Raw genomic sequence first — 23,585 nt, 5'->3', positions numbered from 1 at the left:
GATTCGCCGTGGCCGACCAGACGGCCGCGATCGGCACCGCCCGGGCGACGACCGGGTGACACGGGCCGGAGCGGGCCGCGCGCCCGCTCCGGCGTCTCCCCGCGGCCGGCCGGCGTTCATCGAGGCGGCACCAGCGAAACCCCCGTGTGCCGGGTAGCCCGACGGCCACCGCGCCCGGCCGCTACCATCGCTCCCTGGCGTGATCGGGAGCGGAAGGCGGGCAGGCGTGGACGTGGCGAGTCCGGCGCGCACCGACGCCTCGCCGGAACCCGAACGCGCGACGCCCGCCCGGCCACGGCTGCGCTGGAGCGTGCACGCCGGCTGGGTGGTGGTGCTCGCGCTGGCCACCGAATTCCGCGTCGGCCGCTTCGGCTTCCACCCGTCCGACCAGGGCTTCATCCTCGCCCAGGCGTGGCGGGTGCTGCACGGGGAAGTCCCGCACGCCGACATCATCTCCGCCCGCCCGCTCGGGTCCGCGGTGCTGCACGTCGCCGACTACGCGTTGCCGATGCCGCTGTTCTTCGGGTCGAGCTTCCTGGCCATGATCGAGATCAGCGTGGCGACCATCGCGTTCGCCACGCTGGTGACGCGCCGCCCGGTGCTGGACTGGGGCCCGGGCATGACCGCGATGGTCGCGGCGGCGTCGCTGATCAACCTCAACGCCTTCCCGCTGATGGCCTGGCACACCATCGACGGCATCGCGCTCACCGCGTGCGGCGCCTGGGCGCTGGACACCGGCCTCGGCAAGAACCGCGCCCTCGCCCGCCGCGGTGGGCTGGTGCTGCTCGGCTGCGCGGTGTTCGTCAAGCAAAGCTTCGCCCTCGCCGCCGTGATCGGCGTGCTGTGGCTGCTGCTGCACCCGGCGACGCGGGCCGGCGCGCTGCGGACCGCGCGCTGGTGGCGGCGGCTGGTCCTCGACCTCCTCGCGCTCGGCGCGCCCGGGCTGGCCTACGTGGCGTGGGTGGGCTTCGGCGGCGGGTTCGCCGAGATGGTCGACCAGCTGACCGGCGGCTTGCCCGCGTACGGCGAACGGCTGCTCGGGCTGTGGCTGGCGGACCCCGAGGTGCTGACCAGGGCACCGGTCCGGGAGCTGGGTTTCTTCGCCGCGATCGCGGTGGTCCTCCTGGCGGTCCGGCTGCCCGGCGACCGGCTCGGCGCGGCCGGGCGGGCAGCGTCCTGGGTGCTGGTGCTCGCCGGCGCGGCGGCGGTGGTCTGGACCGTGGTCGACGGCCGGTTCACCGGCTCCACGCGCTGGGCGGACGTGCTGTGGTGGATCGTCGCGGTCAGCCTGCCGGTCAACGCGGCCGTGCGGCGGAAAGTGCCGTGGGCGGGCCTGCTGGTGCTCGCGACCGGGTTCATGACCAGCCTGTCGTGGGGCAACGACACGCCGACGCTGCTCACCGGCACCCTCGCGCTGACGGCGTTGCTGCTGCTCAGCCACGTGGTCCCGCCCCGGCCGCGGCTGGCGCGCCGCTGGGTGACCGCGACGGCGGGGCTGACGGCGGTGGCGGTGTGCGGCTGGGTCGTCGTCGCGCGGCACGACCAGGCGGCCTACCTCGATCTCGGGCACGACCGGCTGACGGAGGACCTCGGCGACGTCACCCCGGCGATGAGCGGCATCCGGACGAACCCGTCGACGTTCCGGTACATCCAGCAGATCCGCGGCTGCCTCGACCGCTTCCCGGCCGGGCGGACGGCGGTGCTGCCGGACAACCCCTTCGCGTATCCGGCGTTCGGCCTGCGCAACCCGTTCCCGCTGGAGTGGCCGCTGCCGCTGGAGATCGTCGGCGACGCGCCCGCCCGGATGCTCGCGACGGCCGACGAGCTGAACGGCGAAGGCGATTACCTGGTGCTGTTCCAGACGATGACGACCGGACTGCTGGCGACCGGCGGCCCGGTGCCCGCCGAAGTCCCGGCCGACACGCCGGTGTTCACCTATGGGGGGCTGGAGAAAGCGATCCAAGCCCGGCTCACGGGACGCGTTGTCACGTGCGGCAGCTTCGTGGGCAAGTACGCGCCCGCGCCCTAGTCGACCAGGAGGTCTTCCGGGCTGCCGTTCGCCAGCGCCACCAGCACGTCCAGGGCCGCCGCCAGCGTCTCCACCGGCGGCGCCGACACCGCGAGCCGCACCGCGTTCGGCGCGTGGCCCGGCAGCACCGCGAACGCCGCCGCCGGGGAGAGCGCGATCCCCCGGCGCGCCGCCGCCGCCACGAACGTCTCCGCCCGCCACCGCTCCGGCAGCTCCCACCAGCGGTGGTACGACGCCGCGTCACCGCGCACCGGGAATCCGCTCAGCTTCGCGTTGACCACTGAAGCACGCGAAGCGGCGTCACGGCGTTTCGCGGCTTCGACTTCGGCGAGGGTGCCCGTCACGATCCACTGCGTCGCCGCTTCGACGGCGAAGCGCGGCGCCGCCCAGCCACCCGAGCGGACCGACGACGCCAGCCTCGCCGCCCAGGCCGGTGGCGGCACCAGGAACCCCGCCGTCAGCCCCGGGGCGACCCGCTTGGACAGGCTGTCGACGAACACCGTCCGCTCCGGCGCGAACGCGGCGAACGGCCGGACGTCGTCGCGCAGGAACGTGTAGATGCCGTCCTCGATCACCGGCAGGTCCAGCTTCGCGACGACGCGGGCGAGCTCTTCGCGGCGGGAAGCCGGCATCGTCGTGCCGAGCGGGTTGTGCAGGGTCGGCTGGACGTACAGCGCCCGCACCGGCCCCGCCGCGGCGAGGGCCGCCGGGACGAGGCCGGCTTCGTCGGTCTCGATCGGCACCAGCTCCACCCCGAGCCGCGAGGCCAGGGCCTTCACCACCGGGTACGTCAGCGACTCCACCGCGAGCCGCTCCCCCACCGGCACGAACGTGGCGATCGCGGCCGCGATGGCCTGCCTGCCGTTGCCGGTGAACAGCACCGTCGCCGGGTCGGGGCGCCAGTCGCCGCGGGTGAGCAACGCGGCCGCCGCTTCCCGCGCCGCGCGCGTGCCCGCGGCGCCGATCGGGTGCAGGGCCGCGGTGAGGACGTCGTGGCGCAGCAACGGTTCCAGCGCCCGCGCGAGCCGCGCGGACTCCTCCGGCAGGACGGCGAAGTTGAGCTCCAGGTCGACCCGGGCGTCGCCGGGCTCGGCGAGCGCCGGTTCGGGCGGTGGCTTCGCCGCCCGGACGAACGTGCCCCGGCCGACTTCGCCGACGGCCAGGCCGCGCCGGACCAGTTCGCCGTAGACGCGGGCGGCGGTGGAGTTCGCGATGCCGCGCTGCCGCGCGAAGCGGCGCTGCGGCGGGAGCCGGTCGCCTGGCCGGAGGCGGCCGGCCTCGATGTCGGCGGCGAGGGCGTCCGCGACGACGCGGTAGTCGTCCATCTCCACCTTCGCTTCCCGCCCGGGGCGGGCGCCGGTGAGCATGATCCCATCTCGCCCGGCGCCCGCTAGATTGACGGGTGGAGGTGCCATGACCGACAACAACTGGGCCGAAGTTGACGACTACCTCAACGGCGCGTTGCTCGCCCCCGATCCGGTACTCGACGACGCGCTGGCCGATTCGACCGCCGCGGGGCTGCCGCCGATCGCCGTCGCGCCCAACCAGGGCAAGCTGCTGAACCTGCTGGCCCGCCTCGCCGGGGCGCGGACCATCCTGGAGATCGGCACGCTCGGCGGGTACAGCACGATCTGGCTGGCCCGCGCGCTCCCGGCCGGCGGCAAGCTGGTGACCTGCGAATACGACCCCAAGCACGCCGAGGTCGCGAAGGCCAATCTGGCGCGGGCGGGCTTCGGCGACGACGTCGTCGACATCCGGGTCGGCGCGGCGCTGGACACGCTGCCGTCGCTGGCCGGGCCGTTCGACTTCGTGTTCATCGACGCCGACAAGGCCAACCTCGCGAACTACGTGCGCGCGTCGCTGGAGCTTTCACGGCCGGGCACGACGATCGTCGTCGACAACGTCGTCCGGCAGGGCGGGGTGGCCGACCCGGCGAGCACCGACCCGAACGTCCGGGGCGCGCGCGAGATGTTCGACGTGCTCGCCGCCGAGCCGCGGCTGGACGCGACCGCGGTGCAGACCGTGGGCGCCAAGGGACACGACGGGTTCGTGCTCGCCCTGGTCCGCTGACGGTCACCGCGACGGCCGCGCCACCGGCGGCGGGCCCGGGGCCATCGCCGGCCCGCCCTGGTGCGCCGCCGCCATGAAGTCGCGCCAGATGGCTGCCGGGACGACGTCGCCGCTGAGCTTCGCACCGCTCGCGTCCTTCAACCGGCGTTCGTCGTCGGAGCCGATCCACACCGCGGTCGCCAGTTGCGAGGTGTAGCCGACGGCCCAGGCGTCCTGGTTGTCCGGGCTGTCGCCGTGCTCGGCCTCGCCGGTGCGCAGCACGGCTCCGCTGCTGTCGGTCAGCGTGCCGGTGACCTTCTGGGCGATGCGGTGGCTTTGGTCGCCGTCTTCGTCGAACGCCGGGCGCGCGGTGTCGGTGTGCTCCCAGATGACCGCGCCGCTCTCGTCCCGCACCTTCGCCACCAGGTGCGGGGTCGCGCGGACGCCGTCGGCGGCGAAGGTCGAGTAGGCGCCGGCCATGTCCAGCGGCCGCAGCGGATACCGGCCGATCGCGATGCCCGGTCCGATGAGGAAGCCGTCCTTCTCGCGCATCGTCGGGACGCCGTCGACGGCGTCGGGGATGCCGGCCTGGCGCGCGGCCTCGCTCAGCGCGTCCGGGCCGAACTTCTTCGCCAGGGCGATGAACGGGCCGTCGGCGTGCGCCCGCATCGCCGTGCGCGGCGTGCACTTGAGGCTGCAGACGGCCGGGTACTTGAACTTCTCCCCGAGGAACTCCTGCTCCTCGGGCGCCGAAATCGGCACGTCCGGGCCGTAGCCGCGGCGCAGCGCCGCGGCGAGGGTGAACGGGTAGAACGCCGAGCCGGCCGCGTGCGGAGTGCTCGCGTAGTCGCGGACGCCCTGGTCACCGCCCTGGTAGGCGCGGATCGCGCCGGTCTTCGGTTCGACCGCGACGATGGCGCCGCGGAACGCCGCGGGCTCGCTCTTCAGCCTGTCCTGCAACGCCTTCTTCGCGGCGTCCTGCCGGCTGCGTTCCAGCGTCGTCTCGACCGTCAGGTTCCCCTGCTGGAGACGGCCGAGCGGGAAGCCGTCCCGGTCGAGCTCGGCCAGGACCTGCTGCTTGACGTGGAACTCGTCGTAGCTGACGCGGCCGGCGCGGGTCTCCGACGGCGGCTGGACCTCGGCGCCGGGGTAGGCCAGCTTTTCGTCGCTCTTCACGTACCCGCGGTCGACGAGCTTGTCGCGCACGTACTGCCAGCGCCGTGCCGCGTGGATCTCGCCGGAGGCGGCCGGGTCGTGCACCGACGGCGACTGGATCATCCCGGCGAGGAAGGCGGCCTCGCTCCAGGTCATCGAGTCGTCGAGCTTCTTGCCGAAGTAGGCGTTCATCGCCGCGGCGGGCCCGAAGGTGCCGCGGCCGAAGGAGATGATGTTGACGTAGCTCTCGAAGATCTGTTCCTTGGCCTGTTCCTGGGTGATCTTCGTGGCCAGCACGAGCTCGGCGAACTTGCGCCCGAGCGTGGCGTCCTCCTCGCCGGTGGACTTCTTGATGTACTGCTGGGTGATCCCGGACCCGCCGCCGACGCCGGTCAGGAACGCGCGGCCGAGGCCGGTCGGGTCGAAGCCCTGGTTGTCCCAGAAGGTGGGGTCCTCGGTGGCGATGATCGCGTCGCGCAGCTTCACGGGCACCTGCGTGTAGGGCACGAACGTCCGGTCGCCGTCCGCCGGGATCACCTTGAGCAGCTCGGTCCCGTCCGAAAACCGCAGGACGACGGTCTTGTCGAGCCCGGCCAGCACCTCCTGGGGGCTGCGGACGTCGAGCACCAGGTAGGCGACCCAGAAGGCGATCAGCGGGACGCCGACGAGCGTGCCCACCGTCCAGGACGTGATCCGCCTGAAGCGCCGCCACCGCCGCCGGCGCGGGGTGTCGGGACGGCCGGGGGTCTCGTCTGTTTCGTCCGTCGACAAGGTCACGAATGGGTGACGGCCGGTCGGGCGAGAAGGTTGTGGAGAGTGATTGGCGAGGTTGTTCGAATCCTGTCAGGGCACCCGCGCGGGCGTCAGGCCAGGAACGCGCGCAGCAGCGAAGCCGTGCCCTCGATGTGCTCGGCCATCACCTGGCGCGCGGCCACCGCGTCGCCCGCGAGGATCGCGTCCACGATCGCTTCGTGCTGGGCGTTCGAATGCTCGAGGTTCGGCGGCAGCAGCGGGATCCGGTCGAGCAGCTGGTTGACGCGGGTGCGGGCGTCGGCCATCGCCGTGGTCAGGGAGCCGGACGCCGTCACCTCCGCGATCGCCAGGTGCAGGCGGGAGTCCTTGCGGCGGTAGTCGTCGAGGTCCGCGCCCGCGGCCTCGGCGAGCGTGCCGGTGAGGTGCTGCCGGTCGGCGGGGCTCAGCGACCGCGCGGCGGCCATCTCCGCGGCGCCGGTCTCGAGGACGTAGCGCAGGCACAGTGCGTCCTCCAGCGCGACGGCGTCGACCTTGCCGCCGGGAGACCGCTCGGGCGGCCCGGGCAGGCTTTCGTTCACGAAAGTGCCGCCGTAGCGGCCCCGCCGCGACTCGACGTAACCAGCGTCGGCGAGGGCGCGGATGGCTTCGCGCAGCGTGACGCGGCTGACGCCGAGCCGCTCGGCGAGCTCACGCTCCGACGGGAGCCGCTCCCCCGCCCCGACCACGCCGAGCCGGATCGCCTGCAACAGCCGCTCGACGGTCTCCTCGAAGGCGTTGCCCGCGCGGACCGGCCGGAACAGCGCTTCTCCGGCATTCACCACCGAGGTCGACTCCATCCCGCGAGTTTAGGCCGCGCCCCGGGGGTGCCGGGTGGATCACCCCCGCCGGGGCGCACCTTCGGAGTCGCCGGACGCGGTCGCTCTCGGTGACACTGGTGTTCGCGGCGCGGAAACCGTGTTCGCGGCACGGAAAACCGGTGGAACCGGACGGGCACGGTCGGCGACGATGGGACGACCGACACCGAACATCGACGCAGGGGGCGATCCGGTGCACTTCTTGATGGCCGAAGATCTGGTTCACGAGCGCGAAAACGAGCTGCGCCACGGCGTGCGCGACCGCCCGCCGGGCCGGGCGGAACCGAGGCGCCACACCGGCACGCGGCGCCAGCAGGTCGGCTGGACGCTGGTCGAGGTCGGCCTCCGGCTGGCCGTCGAGCGGGAAGAGCGCGACCCCGTCAGCACTCGATGACGTTCACCGCCAGGCCGCCGCGGGCGGTTTCCTTGTACTTCACGCTCATGTCCGCGCCCGTCTCGCGCATCGTCTTGATCGCCTTGTCCAGGATCACCACGTGACTGAGGCTTATCCTGGTTAGGCCGCCCCTGCCTGCCCGAACGCTGCTGGTCATGATGGGAATCATGAGGCGGCCGACGGCTGAATAGCCTCACTGCCATCGCCGCGCGTGTCACGTGATCACTCTGCGCGATCGAGCAGTATGGTCCTATTCGAGAGGAGGACGCGTGGACCACGACGTGAGGTTCGACCGGCCGGTGATGAGCATGGCGGACGCCGCTCGACACCTGGGGATCCCTCAACAGACGTTCCACCGCTGGGCACGCGGCTATCCGCACGGCGGCCCCCTCCTCCACGTCTCCGTACCAGAAAGCATCCGGCAGGCCAGCGTTCCGTTCATCGCCCTTGCCGAAGCATGGGTTCTGCAGGGACTTCGCCAAGCCGGCGTCAAACCACAGAAAATCCGTCCAGCCCTCGAAAAGCTGCAGAGCTACTTCGGGCACGAATACGTCCTCGTATCACAAGAACTGGCCACCGACGGGATCTCAGTGCTCTGGGACTTCTCCAAGACCGAGGCTGGAGCCGGCCTGATAGACGGCAGCTCAGGCCAGACGGTTATCCGTGAAATCGTGCAGGACTACCTGACTTATGTAGGTTTCGGTTCGGATGGCTATCCAGACCACCTGATACTCAAGACGTTCGAACCCTCGAACGTCGTCATCGACCCTTACCATTCCTCAGGACAACCGGTTTTCAAGGGATCCGGGGCAAGAGTTTCGAACGTCGCGGCAATGCTGAAAGCAGGTGAGGAACCTGCCGTCGTCGCCGAAGAACACGGAATCAGCATCGAGTCCGTCCGGGCCGCCGCACGCGTGCTCCTGGGCCGCGCCGCCTGAGTTCTACCTCGACGAGAACGCCGTCACCCGAACAGTGCGGCGTTTTCTGATTTCGCTCGGTTATAGCTGCCACACTCCACCGGAAGTGTTCGGTACTCGAGCGAGTCGAACCTCGCGGACATCATCACGCTTTCGGCCGACCGATTACCCGACGTCTGGAAAATCACTCGCCACGGAGTCGAGCGATTCGTGGTGCGGAAACGAAAACGCTGATCAGCACTCGATGACGTTCACCGCCAGGCCACCGCGGGCGGTTTCCTTGTACTTCACGCTCATGTCCGCGCCCGTCTCGCGCATCGTCTTGATCGCCTTGTCCAGGGTCACCACGTGACTGCCGTCGCCGCGCATGGCCATGCGGGCAGCGTGGATGGCCTTCGACGCGCCGACCGCGTTGCGCTCGATGCACGGGATCTGGACCAGGCCGCCGACCGGGTCGCACGTCAGGCCGAGGTGGTGCTCGACGCCGATCTCGGCCGCGTTCTCCACCTGTGCCGGTGAGCCGCCGAGGACCTCGGTGAGGCCGGCCGCCGCCATCGCGGACGCCGAGCCGACCTCGCCCTGGCAGCCGACCTCGGCGCCGGAAATCGAGCCCGTCTGCTTGAGGATCGAGCCGATCGCGCCCGCGGTGAGCAGGAACGTCACGATGCCGTCGTCGGAGGAGTGCCGGATGAAGCGCTGGTAGTAGTGCAGCACGGCGGGGATGATCCCGGCGGCGCCGTTGGTCGGCGCGGTGACGACGCGCCCGCCCGCGGCGTTCTCCTCGTTGACGGCGAGGGCGTACAGGCTGACCCAGTCCATCGCGTACAGCGGGTCGTCCGCGCCGTCCTCGGCCAGGAGCTTCTCGTGCAGCGCGCGGGCCCGCCGCGGCACCTTGAGGCCGCCCGGCAGGACACCTTCGTGGACGCAGCCGTTGCGGACGCACTCCGCCATGACCGCCCAGATCGCCAGGAGCCCGTCCCGCACCTCCGAACGGCTGCGCCAGGCCAGCTCGTTCGCCAGCATGATCTCGCTCATCGGCAACCCGGTGGCGGCGCAGTGCCCGAGCAGGTCCGCGCCGGTGCGGAACGGGTACGGCACCGGCGTCGAGTCCTCGACGAACACCGCGTCCGTCTCGTACGACTCGTCGCGGACGAAGCCGCCGCCGACCGAGTAGTACGTGCGCTCGCGCAGCAATGAGCCCGACGCGTCGAAGGCGCGGAAGACCATGCCGTTCGGGTGGGCGGGCAGGGACTTGCGGCGGTGCATGGTGAGGTCGGTGTCTTCGTCGAACCCGATCTCGTGCGTGCCGCGCACCCGCAGCCGGCCGGACTCGCGGATGGCCGCGATCTTGCCCGGCACGGTGTCGGTGTCGATCGCCTCCGGGCGCTCGCCGGAGAGTCCGAGCAGGACGGCCTTGTCACTGCCGTGGCCGAACCCGGTCGCGCCGAGGGAGCCGAACAGCTCCGCCTGCACGCGCGCGGTCCGGCCGAGGTCGGCGCCGAGTCCGTCCGCGAAGGTCAGTGCCGCCCGCATCGGCCCGACGGTGTGGGAGCTCGACGGGCCGATGCCGATGGAAAACAGGTCGAAGACGCTGATCGCCATTGATCCGCCCCTTCCTATCGCGCCAGCAGGGAGCTGGCTTCTTGCGCGGCCGGGCCCTGGTCGGCGAGGTGCCGCAGGTTCTCCGGCAGCTCCTCACCACGGTAGCCCTTGGTCTGGGCGTACAGCCGTCCCGCGCGGTAGGACGACCGCACGAGCGGGCCCGCCATGACACCGGCGAAACCCATCGATTCCGCGGCCTTCGAGTGCTCGACGAACTCCTCCGGCTTCACCCACCGGTCCACCGGATGATGCCGCGACGACGGCCGCAGGTACTGCGTGATCGTCAGGATCTCGCAGCCCGCGTCGACCAGATCCCGCATCGCCGGCGCGACCTCGTCGGGAGTTTCGCCCATGCCCAGGATCAGATTCGACTTCGTCACGAGCCCGGACTCACGCGCCTTGGTGATCACCTCGAGGGAACGCGCGTACCGGAAGCCGGGACGGATCCGCTTGAAAATCCGCGGCACCGTCTCCACGTTGTGCGCCAACACCTCCGGCCGCGACCCGAACACCTCGGCCAGCTGGCCGAGGTCCGCGTTGAAGTCCGGGATGAGCAGCTCGACGCCGGTGCCGGGGTTCAACGCATGAATCTGCCGCACCGTCTCCGCGTACAGCCAGGCACCACCATCGGAAAGGTCATCCCGAGCGACACCGGTGACCGTCGAGTACCGCAGCCCCATCGCCTGCACGGACTCGGCGACCTTCCGCGGCTCGGTCCGATCCAAAGCAGCCGGCTTACCCGTGTCGATCTGACAGAAATCACACCGCCGCGTGCACTGATCACCACCGATCAGGAACGTGGCCTCACGATCCTCCCAGCACTCATAGATGTTGGGACAACCCGCCTCTTCACACACCGTGTGCAAACCCTCGCGGCGCACCAAGCCCTTCAGCTCGGTGAACTCCGGACCCATCCGCACCCGCGTCTTGATCCACGGCGGCTTCTTCTCGATCGGCGTCTCACTGTTGCGAACCTCGAGACGCAACAGCTTCCGGCCCTCGGGCTGCGCGTTCACCGGGACAGGCCCGCGTACAGCGGGTGCTTCGCGGCCAGCGTCTCGACGCGGTCGCGGAGCTTGGACCGCACAGCGTCGTCGAAGCCCGGTTTCAAAGCCTCCGCGATGACGTCGGCGACCTCGGCGAAGTCGTCCGCGCCGAAGCCGCGGGTGGCCAGCGCCGGGGTGCCGATCCGCAGGCCGGAGGTGATCATCGGCGGGCGCGGGTCGAACGGGACGGCGTTGCGGTTGACCGTGATGCCGACCTCGTGCAGCCGGTCCTCGGCCTGCTGACCGTCCAGAGTGGACTGGACGAGGTCGACCAGCACCAGGTGGACGTCGGTGCCGCCGGTGAGCACGCGCACGCCCGCGTCGGCGCAGTCCGCCTGCGACAGCCGCGAAGCGAGGATTCGCGAGCCTTCCAGGGTCCGCTGCTGGCGCTCCTTGAACTCCTCGCTCGCGGCGATCTTCAGCGCGACGGCCTTGGCCGCGATGACGTGCTCCAGTGGCCCGCCCTGCTGGCCGGGGAACACCGCCGAGTTGATCTTCTTCGCCAGCTCCTGACGGCACAGGATCAGGCCGCCGCGCGGGCCGCCGAGGGTCTTGTGCGTGGTCGTGGTGACGATGTCGGCGTGCGGCACCGGTGACGGGTGCAGGCCGGTCGCGACCAGCCCGGCGAAGTGCGCCATGTCCACCATCAGCCGCGCGTCGACCAGGTCGGCGATGCGGCGGAACTCGGCGAAGTCGAGCTGACGCGGGTAGGCGGACCAGCCGGCGATGATGAGCTTCGGCCGGTGCTCGACGGCGAGGCGCTCGATCTCGGCGAGGTCGACGATGCCGGTCTCTTTGTCGACATGGTAGGCGACGACGTTGTACAGCTTGCCCGAGAAGTTGATCTTCATCCCGTGCGTCAGGTGGCCGCCGTGCGCCAGGTCGAGGCCGAGGATGGTGTCGCCGGGCTTGAGCACGGCGAACATCGCGGCCGCGTTGGCCTGCGCGCCCGAGTGCGGCTGCACGTTGGCGTGCTCGGCGCCGAACAGGGCCTTCGCCCGGTCGATGGCGAGCTGCTCGACGACGTCGACGTGCTCGCAGCCGCCGTAGTAGCGGCGGCCCGGGTAGCCCTCGGCGTACTTGTTGGTCAGCACCGAACCCTGCGCCTCGAGCACGCCCACCGGGGCGAAGTTCTCGGAGGCGATCATCTCCAGGGTCGACTGCTGGCGCGTGAGCTCGTCGGCGACGGCCGCCGCGACCTCGGGGTCGACTTCGGACAGGTGCGCGTCGAAGGTCGTCATCAGTTCTCCTGGGTGAGCGCGGCGTACGCGGCGGCGTCGAGAAGTTCGGGCACGTCCCCGGTCAGAGGCACCTTCAGCAGCCAGCCTTCCGTGTACGGATCCTCGTTGATGACCTCGGGGCGGTCCGATGTGGCCTCGTTCACCTCGACGACCTCACCGGAGACCGGCGCGTACAGCTCGCTGACCGACTTGGTCGACTCGACCTCGCCGAACACCTCGCCCGCGGTGACGGTCGAGCCGGCCTCGGGCAGCTGGACGAACACGATGTCACCGAGCGACTCGGCGGCGAAGGCGGTGATGCCGACGGTGGCGACGCCGTCGGCGACGCTCAGCCACTCGTGTTCCTTGGTGTACTTCAGGTTCTCGGGAATGCTCACGGTTCCGTCAGTCCTCACGCGCGGGAGTAGAAGGGAAGGGCGACGACCTCGACGGGCTCGATCCTGCCCCGGATGTCGACGGACAGTTCAGTGCCGGGCTCGGCGTACGCCCGGTCGACGTACGCCATGGCGATCGGGTAACCCAGCGTCGGCGACAGCGCGCCGCTGGTGACCTCGCCGATCTCGGTGTCACCGGAAAGGACGGTGTAGCCGTGACGCGGGGCGCGCCGGCCTGCTCCGCGAAGCCCGACCCGCACGCGGGGGACGTCGGCCTTGGCGCGCTCCTCCAGCGCCGCGCGGCCGACGAAGTCGCCCGGCTTCTCGAACTTGACGACCCGGCCGAGCCCGGCCTCGAACGGGCTCTGCTCAAGCGTGAGTTCGTTGCCGTACAACGGCATCCCGGCTTCCAGCCGCAGCGTGTCGCGGCAGGCGAGGCCCGCCGGGACCAGGCCGTGCGGCTCGCCGGCCTCCAGCAGCAGCCGCCACAACGCGGGCGCCTCGTCGGCGTTGACGAACAGCTCGAAGCCGTCCTCGCCGGTGTAGCCGGTGCGGGCGAGCAGGATCTCGTGGCCCTTCACGACCGCCGGGACGCTGGCGTAGTACTTGAGTGAACCGAGGTCGGCGTCGGTGACGGCACCGACGATCGCCGCGGCCGCCGGGCCCTGGACGGCGATCAGCGCGGTCGTCTCCGAGCGGTCGTCCACCACGGCGTCGAAGCCCGCGACCCGCTCGGCCAGCGCGTCGGCGACGACGAGGGCGTTGCCCGCGTTCGCGACGACCAGGTAGTGCTCGTCGGCCAGCCGGTAGACGACCAGGTCGTCGAGCACGCCGCCGGAAGCGTCGCAGATCATCGTGTACCGCGCCCGGCCCGGCTTGACCCCGGTGAGGTTGCCGACCAGCGCGAAGTCCAGGACGTCCGCCGCCTGCTTCCCGGTGACGTGGATCTCGGCCATGTGCGACAGGTCGAACAGCCCGGCCGCCTCGCGGACGGCCTTGTGCTCGGCCAGCTCACTGGCGTAGCGGACCGGCATCGACCAGCCGGCGAAGTCGGTGAACAGCGCACCGAGTCCCTTGTGGACTCCATGCAGGGAGGTTTCGCGTGACACGGGTTCAGCCTTCGTAAGCGTTGAGGGGCGGGCAGGAGCACACGAGGTTACGGTCACCGCGGGCGCCGTCGATGCGACGCACCGGCGGCCAGTACTTGTTCTTCCGCGAAACACCCGACGGGTACACCGCCAGCTCCCGGTCGTAGGGCTTGTCCCATTCCCCGACCAGCGTCTCGGCGGTGTGCGGCGCCCCGCGCAGCGGCGACTCCTCCGCGCTCCACTTTCCGGCTGCCACCTCGTCGATCTCGGCGCGGATCGCGATCATCGCGGCGCAGAACCGGTCGATCTCGCCGAGGTCCTCCGACTCGGTCGGCTCGACCATCAGCGTCCCCGCGACCGGGAACGACATCGTCGGCGCGTGGAAGCCGTAGTCGATGAGCCGCTTCGCGACGTCGTCGACCGTCACGCCGGTCTCCTTGGTGAGCTGGCGCAGGTCGAGGATGCATTCGTGCGCGACCAGGCCGTCCTGGCCGGTGTAGAGCACCGGGTAGTGCGGCGCCAGCCGCGAAGCGACGTAGTTGGCCGCCAGCACGGCGACCTTCGTGGCGGCGGTCAGGCCCGGCGCGCCCATCATCCGGACGTAGGCCCAGGAGATCGGCAGGATCGACGCCGAGCCGTACGGCGCGCCGCTGATCGGGCCGACGCCGGTCGCGGGGCCGGCGGCGTCGAGCAGCGGGTGGTTCGGCAGGTACGGCGCCAGGTGCGCGCGCACCGCGACCGGGCCGACGCCCGGACCGCCGCCGCCGTGCGGGATGCAGAAGGTCTTGTGCAGGTTCAGGTGCGAGACGTCGCCGCCGAACTCGCCCGGCTTGGCCAGGCCGAGCAGGGCGTTGAGGTTCGCGCCGTCGACGTACACCTGGCCGCCGCCGTCGTGCACGATCTTCGCCAGCTCGTCGATGCCGTGCTCGTACACGCCGTGCGTGGACGGGTAGGTGACCATGATCGCGGCGAGGGTGTCGCGGTGGGCGTCCACCTTGGACCGCAGGTCGGCCAGGTCGACGTTGCCCTCGTCGGTGCACTTGACCACGACGACGCGCATGCCGGCGAGCACCGCGGACGCGGCGTTCGTGCCGTGCGCCGACGACGGGATCAGGCAGACGTCCCGGCCCTCGTCGCCGTTCGCGCGGTGGTAGGCGCGGATGGCGAGCAGGCCGGCGAGCTCGCCCTGGCTGCCCGCGTTCGGCTGCAGCGACACCTTGTCGTAGCCGGTCACCTCGGCCAGCCACTCGGCGAGCTGCGCCACGAGGACGTGGTAGCCCTCGGCGTCCTCGGCCGGCGCGAACGGGTGGATGCCGGCGAACTCGCGCCAGCTGATCGGCTCCATCTCGGCGGTGGCGTTGAGCTTCATCGTGCAGGAACCGAGCGGGATCATGCCGCGGTCGAGCGCGTAGTCCTGGTCGGACAGCCGGCGCAGGTAGCGCAGCATCGCCGTCTCGGAGCGGTGGGTGCCGAAGACCTCGTGGTCCATGAAGCCGCTCTCGCGGGCCAGGCCGCTGGGCAGCGCGACGCCGTCTCGCAGGTCCGCTTCGATCCCGAACGCGTTGAGCACCTTCGCGGCGATCGCGGGGGTGCTGACCTCGTCGAAGGCGACGCGCACGTGGTCGGCGCCGACGTGGCCGAGGTTGATCCCGTGCCGGCGCGCCGCCGCGTGGACCTCGGCGGCCTTGCCGGGCACGTGCGCGACGACGGTGTCGAAGAAGGACTCGTGCACGACCTCGACGCCGCCTTCGCGCAGGGCGTCCGCGAAGCCCGCGGCCAGGCCGTGGACGCGCCGGGCGATCGTCCTCAGGCCGTCGGGACCGTGGTAGACCGCGTACATCGCGGCCAGCACGGCGGGCAGGACCTGCGCGGTGCAGATGTTGGACGTCGCCTTCTCACGGCGGATGTGCTGCTCCCGCGTCTGCAGCGCGAGCCGGTAGGCCGGGTTGCCGTCGGCGTCGACCGAGACGCCGACCAGGCGCCCGGGCAGCGAGCGCTCGAGGCCGGAGCGGACCGACAGGTAGCCGGCGTGCGGGCCGCCGTAGCCGAGCGGGACGCCGAAGCGCTGGGTCGAGCCCGCGGCGACGTCGGCGCCGAACTCGCCGGGCGAGGTGACGAGGGTCAGGGCGAGGAGGTCGGCGGCGACGGTGAACAGCGCGCCGGCGGCCTTCGCCGACTCGGAAATCGCGTGGTAGAAGCCGCGCCCGCGCAGCACGCCGGACGCGCCGGGGTACTGCGCGACGACGCCGAAGAAGTCGTCCGGCAGCCCGGTCAGCAGGTCGCGGACCTCGACCTCGATGCCCAGCGCCTCGACGCGGGTGCGCACGACGGCGATGGTCTGCGGCAGGCACTCGGCGTCGAGGACGACCTTGTTGGACTTGGACTTGGACGCGCGACGCATCAACGTGACGGCCTCGGCGACGGCGGTCGACTCGTCCAGCAGCGACGCGTTCGCCGTGGCCAGGCCGGTCAGGTCGGCGACCATGGTCTGGAAGTTGAGCAGCGCTTCGAGGCGGCCCTGCGAGATCTCCGGCTGGTACGGCGTGTACGCGGTGTACCAGGCGGGGTTCTCGAGGACGTTGCGCCGGATCACGCCGGGGGTGACGGTGTCGGAGTAGCCCAGGCCGATCATCTGCGTCATCGGCCGGTTGCGCGCGGCGAGCGCGCGCAGCTCCGCGGTGGCGTCCTCTTCGGACGCGGCGGGCGGGAGGGTGAGGTCGCGGGTCGCGCGGATGGCGCTCGGCACGGCCGCGCCGACCAGGGCGTCCAGGCTGCCGTAGCCGCACTCGGCCAGCATCTTCGCGCGTTCGGCCTCGGACGGGCCGATGTGACGGGCGTCGAACTGCGTTGAGGTGATGGGGAGCTCCTCGGGCCGGGCACCGGGCAGAACGGTGCGCTGGGAACTCCCCCTCTGTCATGGCACCTGAGAGTTTCACCGTGGGCAACACGGCTTTCACCTTGGGTGAGGCGCGGGTGCGCCTGCTTTCCAGAGTGGCCTCGCGCGAAGCGGTAGCGGGTACCTGAGAGATTCCGGGGAGTTTGCTCCTTCGGTGCCCCACCGACTTCGTGAGGGCTCTCCCGCCTCGGCTCGACGGCCCGATCTGCAGTTGTGGCGGCTACGGTACCCGCCGGGCTCGAGGTCCGTCTACGTCACCCGGGCAACACCACATCACGCTTCGAGCCCGCCCCAAGCGCCCCAATGTGGCGTTGGGTGCGTCCAACGCACCCAATGTGGCGTTCGGTGCATCCAACGCACCCAACGCGGCGTTCGGTGCATCCAACGCACCCAACGCGGCGTTCGGTGCATCCAACGCACCCAACGCGGCGTTCGGTGCGTCCAACGCACCCAACGCCACATTGGGGCGCTTACCCCGCACCGATCCGGTACGGGCTACTCCCCCGCGGGCCGGCGGACCACGCGGCCGGCCAGCGCGGGCGGGCGCCGGACCCGGCCCGAGGGCAGGACCAGGCGTTTCAGCGGGCCGCCGAGCGGCACCGGTGGCAGCCCCGCGCCCAGCAGGACGTGCTCGACGATGTGCTCGGCGAACCACGCCACCGAGTCGTTGAGCCGGTCGAGCGACGGGCGGTCGCCGTCGAAGACGTCCGCGTCGTCGAGGACCACCTCGAAGTACTCTCCGGGCAGCCGGGCCACCACCGCGTCGACCGCGGCCTCGATGGCGCGAGTCCCGTCCGCCGGGTCCGCGAACCCGGCTTCGAGCAGCGGCTCGCGGTAAATACGCGCTGCCCGCTCGCGCATCCGGGGACCGTAGCGGACCACGACCGGGAGCCGGCCGGCCAGGTCGGGCACGGCCAGGCCGTGCAGCAGCATGATCGGCGGCACCGAGTGCACCAGCCGCGGCGCGGGCTCGGCCAGCTCGCGCGCGGTGATCCGGACGCGGTCGGCCATCGCCTCCGGGAGGCCGAAGTAGCGGAAGTCGACGTTGCCGAACCCGAGGCCGTCGGCGAGCAGCGACGCCAGCAGCTCGCCGTAGCCCCAGATCGGCGAAAGCACCACCACCGGCGGCGCGGTCACGACCGGCGGTGACGGCGACGGCGGCCGCGTCGCCTCCTGCTCGGGCACCTGGATCACCAGCCGCGGCGGCTCGTGCCAGTCGTGCACCTCGGCGACGCGCCAGTAGAGGCCCAGCGGCCGCCACAGCTCGCCGAGGATCTCGTGCTCGATGATCCGGCGCACCTCGGCGTCGGTGTGCGGGAAGCCGCGCGGCGGCACGACGCCGACGTAGTGGTGGTAGGTGACGCGGACCTCGTCGCCGCGGCTGGCCGAGCGGATCCGCATCTCCCAGTCGACCGGCGACGCCGCGATGGCGTTCGCCACCTGCGTGCCGGGCGAGGAGTAGACCAGCGCCGTGGCCTGGCGGAGGAACTGCCCGGCCTGGTCGATGCCCTCCCGCAGGGCCTTCGCCGCCTGCGCGACGTGCACCGGCGACGCGAGCGCGTCGGGCAGCACCCCGGCGACGCGCAGCAGTTCGCCCTCGCCGAGGCCGGTCACCTCGGCGAGCTGGGCCCAGTGGTCGAAGACGGTGACCTTCGGCGCGTGCCGGTGCTCGATCCAGCTGCGCAGGGTGGAGGTGGGGACGCCGACGCGGCGGGCGGCCTCGTCCAGGGAGAGCCCTTTCGCCCGGATCCCGGCCCGGACCGCTTCCGCCCACTCGTCGGCGCGCCAGTGCGTCACGTCACAAAGCTAACCAAACCCGCTAGCTTTGCGCAGGGACGAAACGCCCACCCGGAACCGACGCTGGTCACCATGACCACCACCGTCATCGCCCTCACCCTGATCGTCGGCACCCTGACCTTCGCCGCCGGCGCCTTCCTCGCCGCCGAGACCGCCGTTCGCGTGCTTCGCCGCCGTGAAGCGCGGGTCGCCGCCGAGCGCAAATCGCTCAACGCCGCCTGGAAGTACCTGCGCGAGGTGTACGGCCTCAGGAAGTCGGCGTGGCTCCCCGGGGAGAAGAACCGCGACCGCCGTTAGAGCGGGGTGACGTACGCGCCGGAGATGCCGCCGTCGACGAGGAACTGCGAAGCCGTGATGAAGCTGGCGTCGTCGCTGGCGAGGAAGGCGACCGCGGCCGCGATCTCCTCGGGCTCGGCGAACCGGCCGACCGGCACGTGCACCAGGCGCCGCGCCGCGCGTTCCGGGTCCTTCGCGAACAGTTCCTTGAGCAGCGGGGTGTTCACCGGGCCGGGGCACAGCGCGTTGACGCGGATGTTCTCCCGCGCGAACTGGACGCCCAGCTCGCGGCTCATCGCGAGGACGCCGCCCTTGGACGCGGTGTAGGAGATCTGCGACGTCGCCGCGCCCATCACCGCGACGAACGACGCCGTGTTGATGATCGAGCCGCGGCCCTGGCGCTGCATGTGCGGCAGGACGGCCTTGCAGCAGTGGTAGACCGACGTCAGGTTGACGCGCTGGACCCGCTCCCACGCCTCGATGCCGGTGGTGAGGATGGAGTCGTCCTCCGGCGGCGAGATGCCGGCGTTGTTGAACGCGACGTCCACCGAGCCGAACTGCTCGACGGTGGTGTGGAACAGGTTCTCCACCTGCTCGGCGTCGGTGACGTCGGTCTGGATGAACGCGCCGCCGATCTCGTCGGCGGCCGTCTTGCCCTCGGCCGGGGTCAGGTCCGCGATGACGACCTTCGCGCCTTCGCTCGCCAGACGGCGGGCCGAGGCGAGCCCGATCCCGCTCGCACCGCCGGTGATCACCGCGACGCGGCCTTCGAAACGCTGGACCATTACTCCTCCGTGCTCAGAAAGACGTTCTTGGTTTCGGTGAACGCCGCCGCGGCGTCGGGGCCCAGCTCACGGCCGAGGCCGGACTGCTTGAAGCCGCCGAACGGCGTCCAGTAACGCACCGAAGAGTGCGAGTTGACCGACAGGTTGCCGGCTTCGACGCCACGCGCCACCCGGAACGCGCGGCCGACGTCGCGGGTCCAGATCGACCCGGACAGGCCGTACTCGGTGGCGTTGGCCATCCGGACGGCGTCGGCCTCTCCGGCGAACGGCACGACGGCCACGACCGGCCCGAAGACCTCGTCCGCCGCGGCGGGGTGCCGCAGGTCGGGCGGGGTGAGGACGGTCGGCGGGAACCAGAACCCGGGGCCGGCGGGCGCGGTGCCCCGGAACGCGACGGGCGCGTCGTCCGGCACGTAGCTCGCGACTTTCTCCCGGTGCGCGGCCGAGATCAGCGGGCCCATCTCGGTCTTTTCGTCGGCGGGATCGCCGACGACGACGCCGTGCACCGCCGGCTCCAGCAGCGCCATGAACTCCTCGTACGCGCTCGCCTGCACCAGGATCAGCGAGCGTGCGCAGCAGTCCTGCCCGGCGTTGTCGAAGACGCCGTAGGGCGCGGTCGCCGCGGCCTTCTCCAGGTCGGAGTCGGCGAAGACGATGTTCGCGTTCTTGCCGCCCAGCTCCAGCGTCACGCGCTTCACGCGGGCCGCGCAGCCGGCCATGATCTGCTTGCCGACCTCGGTGGAGCCGGTGAACACGACCTTGCGGACGGCCGGGTGGTCGACGAACCGCTGCCCGACCACGGATCCCTTGCCGGGCAGCACCTGGAAGACGTCCTCCGGGATGCCCGCCTCACGCGCCAGTTCGGCCAGCCTGACGGCGGTCAGCGGTGTCAGCTCGGCGGGTTTGAGCACGACGGTGTTGCCCGCCGCGAGCGCGGGCGCGAAACCCCAGCCGGCGATCGGCATCGGGAAGTTCCACGGCACGATCACGCCCACCACGCCCAGGGGTTCCTGGAACGTGACGTTGATTCCGCCCGGCACCGGGATCTGCTTGCCGATCAGGCGTTCGGGCGCGGCGGAGTAGTAGTCGAGCACGTCGCGGACGTTGCCCGCCTCCCAGCGGGCGTTGCCGATGGTGTGCCCGGAGTTGGCGACCTCCAGCCGGGCGAGGTTCTCGATGTCGGCCTCGACGGCGTCGGCGAAGCGGCGCAGCAGCCGGGCGCGGTCGCCGGGGGCGACGTCGCGCCACGCCGGGAACGCCGCGTGGGCGCGGGCGATCGCCGCGTCGGTGTCCTCGGCGCTCGTCAGCGCGACCGACCGCACCACCTGCTCGGTCGCGGGGTTGATCACGTCGAAGCTGGTCATTCCGGCCTCCTGCTCGCGTCGACGAGCGCGGTGAACAAACGGACGTCGTCGGTGTCCTGCTCGGGGTGCCACTGGACGCCCAGGGTGAACTCACCGGGTAGTTCAGCGGCCTCGATCGTGCCATCGGCGGCCCAGCCGACCGGTTCCAGCCCGGCGCCGAGGCGGTCGATCGCCTGGTGGTGGTAGCAAAGGGTCTTCGTCTCGCGACCGAGAATCGCCGCGGCGCGGCTGCCCTCGGCGAGCGTGACAGTGCCCCGGCCGAACGTCGCGGGCGCGGGCTGGTGCCCGGTGGACTCCGTGGCCTCCGGCAGGTGCTGGGTGAGCGTCCCGCCGAGGGCGACGCTCATCACCTGAAGGCCGCGGCAGACGCCGAGGACCGGTTTCCGCTGCCGGCGGGCGGCGGCGAACAGGCCGAACTCGAAGGCGTCCCGCTCCGGCCGGGTGTAGGTGGCCGGGTGCGGCTCGTGTCCGTAGCGCGCGGGCTCGACGTCGGCGCCACCGGTGAGCACGAGCGCGTCCACAGTGGACATGATCTTGCCGTACCCGCCGGTCACCGGCGGCAGCAGCACCGGGATGCCGCCCGCCGCGACGACGCAGTCGACGTAGACCCGGTGCAGCAGCACGGCTTCGGTCTCCCAGACCAGGAATTTCGCGGATTCGAGGTAGCTGGTGAGGCCGATGACGGGCCGGTCGTCAGAGTCGCTCGAAGCCACGGATCAGCTCCCAGTCGGTGACGGCGGCGTTGTAGGCGTCCACCTCGATCTTCGCCGCGTTCAGGTAGTGCGTGACGACGTCTTCGCCGAACGCGGCTTTGGCCAGCTCGCTGCCCGCGAGGGCCGCGGCGGCTTCGGGCAGCGTGGTCGGCACCGTGCCGCGGTCGGAATGGTAGGCGTTGCCGACGAAGGGTTCTTCGAGCTCCAGCTCGTTTTCGATGCCGTGGAGGCCGGCGGCGATCAGCGCGGCGACGGCGAGGTACGGGTTGACGTCGCCGCCGGGCACCCGGTTCTCGACCCGCAGCGACTCGCCGTGGCCGACGACGCGCAGGGCGCAGGTGCGGTTGTCGGTGCCCCAGGCGATCGCGGTCGGCGCGAAGCTGCCGGGCACGAACCGCTTGTAGGAGTTGACGTTCGGCGCGAGGAAGTACGTCAGCTCGTACAGCCCGGCGAGCTGCCCGGCGAGGAAGTGCTCCATCAGTTTCGAGAAGCCGTGTTCACTGTCACCGGCGAGCACCGCGCGGCCCTCGGTGGAGCGCAGGCTGATGTGGATGTGGCAGGAGTTGCCCTCGCGCTCGTTGTACTTCGCCATGAAGGTGAGGCTCTTGCCCTCCTGCGCGGCGATCTCCTTGGCGCCGTTCTTGTAGACGCTGTGGTTGTCGCAGGTGCTCAGCGCGTCCGTGTAGCGGAAGGCGATCTCCTGCTGGCCGGGGTTGCACTCGCCCTTGGCGGACTCGGGGTAGAGCCCGGCGCCGGCCATGTCGTTGCGGATGCGGCGCAGCAGCGGTTCCAGCCGCGCGGTGCCGAGCATCGAGTAGTCGACGTTGTACTGGTTGGCGGGCTTGAGGCCGTGGTAGCGCTTGTCCCAGGCGGCTTCGTAGGTGTCGTCGAAGACGATGAACTCGAGCTCGGTGCCGACGTAGGCGCCGAGCCCGCGCTCGGCCAGCCGGTCGAGCTGGCGGCGCAGGACCTGGCGCGGCGACACGGCGACCGGCCCGCCCTGCACGCGCTCGACGTCGGCCAGCACCAGCGCGGTGCCCTCCTGCCAGGGGACCTCCCGCAGCGTCTCGAAGTCGGGACGCAGCACGAAGTCGCCGTAGCCGGTCTCCCAGGAGGAGAGCGCGTAGCCGTCGACGGTGTTCATGTCGACGTCCACGGCGAGCAGGTAGTTGCAGGCCTCGGTGGCGTGCCCGACCACCTCCTCCAGGAAGTACTCCGCGGAGCAGCGCTTGCCCTGGAGCCTGCCCTGCATGTCCGTGATCGCGACGAGCACGGTGTCGATCGTGCCCGCGTCCACGCGCGCCCGGAGTTCGTCGAGCGTGAGCATGCCTCGCCTGCGTGCCATCAGCCGCCCCAAAGGTTTGATGCGAATCCTTTGCGGGTCCTTCCTACCCGGTGACGCCCGCCGGGTCAACCGGAGCAAAGGTATTTTCTTGAACCTTTGAACGGGCGGTCGGATTGTCCAGGATGCCCGGCTGAGAAGAGCCTGTGAATTCGCCCGCGCGGGAGGAAAACCGGGGGGCTCGCACGTTGTACGGGCAAGAGAGGTGAGATCGATGACCACAGCATTCACGCAGACCACGATCGGACAGCAGCAGGCCCGGCCCCAGCTGCCGACTCTGCCCACCGGCTGGCCGATCGGTTCGTACGAGTCCTACGAGCAGGCACAGCGCGCGGTCGACCACCTCGCGGGCACGGACTTCCCGGTCACCGACGTCACGATCGTGGGCGTGGAGCCGCTGCTCGTCGAGCGGATCGCGGGTCGGATGACATGGGCCAAGGTCCTCGGCAGCGCGGCGACGTCCGGCGCGCTGTTCGGCCTGTTCCTCGGCCTGGTGCTGAGCCTGATGAACCCGGGCGCCGGCCTGGTCCCGATCGCGATCGGCCTCATCGCCGGTCTCGGGTTCAACCTGCTCTTCGGCGCACTGGGCTACGCGGCGAACCGCAACAAGCGCGGCTTCATCTCGCAAAGCCAGCTGGTGGCGCGGCGTTACGACGTCCTGTCCCAGCCGCGCAACGCCGAGAAGGGCCGAGCCCTGCTGGCGGACCTGGCGGCTAGGAGCGCCTTCGGCCACTGACGCCACTGACGCATCGAGAGCGAAGGCCGCCCCCGGGAGACTTCCCGGAGGCGGCCTTCGCCGCGTCCGGGCCCGGCGGCTCACGGGGCGTCGACCTGCCAGGAGGCGTCGGCCGCGTAGCCGTTCGGGGTGTCGTAGGGGTGCGAGCCGCCGGAGTCGGCCGCCCACACCTGC

General features: G+C 71.2%; 21 protein-coding genes and 1 riboswitch. Of the genes, 6 read left to right on the top strand and 15 right to left on the bottom strand.

Going from position 1 to position 23,585, the window contains the following annotated elements:
- The first annotated feature begins 226 nt into the window (after window positions 1-226).
- On the top strand, window positions 227-2,029 hold the full coding sequence (locus AB0M82_RS33575; RefSeq protein ID WP_364730654.1) for a hypothetical protein: 1,803 nt from the start codon (window positions 227-229) through the stop codon (window positions 2,027-2,029).
- Here AB0M82_RS33575 and AB0M82_RS33570 read toward each other — a convergent pair.
- Window positions 2,026-3,354: a PLP-dependent aminotransferase family protein gene (locus AB0M82_RS33570; protein WP_364730808.1), complete on the bottom strand. Its 1,329-nt coding sequence runs from the start codon at window positions 3,352-3,354 to the stop codon at window positions 2,026-2,028. The genes AB0M82_RS33575 and AB0M82_RS33570 overlap by 4 nt on opposite strands.
- A gap of 88 nt (window positions 3,355-3,442) precedes the next feature.
- On the opposite strand from AB0M82_RS33570, the gene AB0M82_RS33565 reads away from it, so the two are divergent.
- The gene (locus AB0M82_RS33565) at window positions 3,443-4,099 is read left to right on the top strand and encodes an O-methyltransferase (RefSeq protein WP_364730652.1); all 657 of its coding nucleotides are present in this window, start codon (window positions 3,443-3,445) and stop codon (window positions 4,097-4,099) included.
- A 3-nt stretch (window positions 4,100-4,102) separates the two neighbouring features.
- Here AB0M82_RS33565 and AB0M82_RS33560 read toward each other — a convergent pair whose 3' ends face one another.
- Window positions 4,103-5,911, bottom strand: coding sequence for a transglycosylase domain-containing protein (locus tag AB0M82_RS33560; protein ID WP_364730650.1), 1,809 nt, complete (start codon window positions 5,909-5,911; stop codon window positions 4,103-4,105).
- Between the two features lie 185 nt (window positions 5,912-6,096).
- Window positions 6,097-6,822, bottom strand: coding sequence for a GntR family transcriptional regulator (locus AB0M82_RS33555; protein ID WP_364730648.1), 726 nt, complete (start codon window positions 6,820-6,822; stop codon window positions 6,097-6,099).
- A 169-nt stretch (window positions 6,823-6,991) separates the two neighbouring features.
- On the opposite strand from AB0M82_RS33555, the gene AB0M82_RS33550 reads away from it, so the two are divergent.
- Complete coding sequence (locus AB0M82_RS33550; protein WP_364730645.1) at window positions 6,992-7,234, top strand: hypothetical protein; 243 nt, start codon at window positions 6,992-6,994, stop codon at window positions 7,232-7,234.
- Here AB0M82_RS33550 and AB0M82_RS33545 read toward each other — a convergent pair.
- Complete coding sequence (locus tag AB0M82_RS33545; RefSeq protein WP_364730643.1) at window positions 7,221-7,334, bottom strand: L-serine ammonia-lyase, iron-sulfur-dependent, subunit alpha; 114 nt, start codon at window positions 7,332-7,334, stop codon at window positions 7,221-7,223. The genes AB0M82_RS33550 and AB0M82_RS33545 overlap by 14 nt on opposite strands.
- Window positions 7,335-7,503: 169 nt before the next feature.
- Between AB0M82_RS33545 and AB0M82_RS33540 the strand changes: the two genes are divergently transcribed.
- Complete coding sequence (locus AB0M82_RS33540; RefSeq protein WP_364730640.1) at window positions 7,504-8,172, top strand: DUF433 domain-containing protein; 669 nt, start codon at window positions 7,504-7,506, stop codon at window positions 8,170-8,172.
- Between the two features lie 213 nt (window positions 8,173-8,385).
- On the opposite strand, the gene AB0M82_RS33535 is transcribed toward AB0M82_RS33540, so the two are convergent.
- From AB0M82_RS33535 to AB0M82_RS33505, 7 genes are all read right to left on the bottom strand, one after another.
- The gene (locus AB0M82_RS33535) at window positions 8,386-9,753 is read right to left on the bottom strand and encodes an L-serine ammonia-lyase (protein WP_364730637.1); all 1,368 of its coding nucleotides are present in this window, start codon (window positions 9,751-9,753) and stop codon (window positions 8,386-8,388) included.
- Window positions 9,754-9,767: 14 nt separating this feature from the next.
- Entirely contained in the window at window positions 9,768-10,769 is a 1,002-nt protein-coding gene (gene lipA, locus AB0M82_RS33530) for a lipoyl synthase (RefSeq protein ID WP_364730634.1), read from the bottom strand.
- Window positions 10,766-12,040 (bottom strand): serine hydroxymethyltransferase, encoded by a 1,275-nt coding sequence (glyA, locus tag AB0M82_RS33525; protein ID WP_364730631.1) that lies wholly within the window; start codon window positions 12,038-12,040, stop codon window positions 10,766-10,768. The genes lipA and glyA overlap by 4 nt, the downstream gene beginning before the upstream one ends.
- Window positions 12,040-12,417 (bottom strand): glycine cleavage system protein GcvH, encoded by a 378-nt coding sequence (gene gcvH / locus AB0M82_RS33520; RefSeq protein WP_364730629.1) that lies wholly within the window; start codon window positions 12,415-12,417, stop codon window positions 12,040-12,042. The genes glyA and gcvH overlap by 1 nt, the downstream gene beginning before the upstream one ends.
- 14 nt (window positions 12,418-12,431) lie before the next feature.
- On the bottom strand, window positions 12,432-13,523 hold the full coding sequence (gene gcvT / locus AB0M82_RS33515) for a glycine cleavage system aminomethyltransferase GcvT (protein ID WP_364730626.1): 1,092 nt from the start codon (window positions 13,521-13,523) through the stop codon (window positions 12,432-12,434).
- A gap of 4 nt (window positions 13,524-13,527) precedes the next feature.
- Entirely contained in the window at window positions 13,528-16,359 is a 2,832-nt protein-coding gene (gcvP, locus tag AB0M82_RS33510) for an aminomethyl-transferring glycine dehydrogenase (protein WP_364730805.1), read from the bottom strand.
- 44 nt (window positions 16,360-16,403) lie between these two features.
- A riboswitch (glycine riboswitch) is annotated at window positions 16,404-16,502 on the bottom strand.
- A 391-nt stretch (window positions 16,503-16,893) separates the two neighbouring features.
- On the bottom strand, window positions 16,894-18,195 hold the full coding sequence (locus AB0M82_RS33505) for a helix-turn-helix transcriptional regulator (protein WP_364730624.1): 1,302 nt from the start codon (window positions 18,193-18,195) through the stop codon (window positions 16,894-16,896).
- 72 nt (window positions 18,196-18,267) lie between these two features.
- Between AB0M82_RS33505 and AB0M82_RS33500 the strand changes: the two genes are divergently transcribed.
- The gene (locus AB0M82_RS33500; protein ID WP_364730621.1) at window positions 18,268-18,492 is read left to right on the top strand and encodes a hypothetical protein; all 225 of its coding nucleotides are present in this window, start codon (window positions 18,268-18,270) and stop codon (window positions 18,490-18,492) included.
- On the opposite strand, the gene AB0M82_RS33495 is transcribed toward AB0M82_RS33500, so the two are convergent.
- From AB0M82_RS33495 to AB0M82_RS33480, 4 genes are read right to left on the bottom strand one after another with little or no spacing between them, the layout of a single operon-like run.
- Window positions 18,489-19,256 (bottom strand): 3-oxoacyl-ACP reductase, encoded by a 768-nt coding sequence (locus AB0M82_RS33495; protein WP_364730618.1) that lies wholly within the window; start codon window positions 19,254-19,256, stop codon window positions 18,489-18,491. The genes AB0M82_RS33500 and AB0M82_RS33495 overlap by 4 nt on opposite strands.
- Window positions 19,256-20,620, bottom strand: a complete 1,365-nt coding sequence (locus AB0M82_RS33490) for an aldehyde dehydrogenase family protein (protein ID WP_364730615.1) — start codon at window positions 20,618-20,620, stop codon at window positions 19,256-19,258. The genes AB0M82_RS33495 and AB0M82_RS33490 overlap by 1 nt, the downstream gene beginning before the upstream one ends.
- A complete protein-coding gene (locus AB0M82_RS33485; RefSeq protein WP_364730613.1) occupies window positions 20,617-21,333 on the bottom strand; it encodes a gamma-glutamyl-gamma-aminobutyrate hydrolase family protein in 717 nt (238 codons plus the stop codon). The genes AB0M82_RS33490 and AB0M82_RS33485 overlap by 4 nt, the downstream gene beginning before the upstream one ends.
- A complete protein-coding gene (locus AB0M82_RS33480) occupies window positions 21,314-22,678 on the bottom strand; it encodes a glutamine synthetase family protein (RefSeq protein WP_364730610.1) in 1,365 nt (454 codons plus the stop codon). The genes AB0M82_RS33485 and AB0M82_RS33480 overlap by 20 nt, the downstream gene beginning before the upstream one ends.
- A 211-nt stretch (window positions 22,679-22,889) precedes the next feature.
- Between AB0M82_RS33480 and AB0M82_RS33475 the strand changes: the two genes are divergently transcribed.
- A complete protein-coding gene (locus AB0M82_RS33475) occupies window positions 22,890-23,411 on the top strand; it encodes a general stress protein (protein WP_364730608.1) in 522 nt (173 codons plus the stop codon).
- Window positions 23,412-23,585: the final 174 nt, after the last annotated feature.

It is taken from the genome of Amycolatopsis sp. NPDC051128, assembly GCF_040682715.1.
GTDB lineage: Bacteria > Actinomycetota > Actinomycetes > Mycobacteriales > Pseudonocardiaceae > Amycolatopsis.
This window is presented reverse-complemented; position numbering and strand designations above follow the sequence as displayed.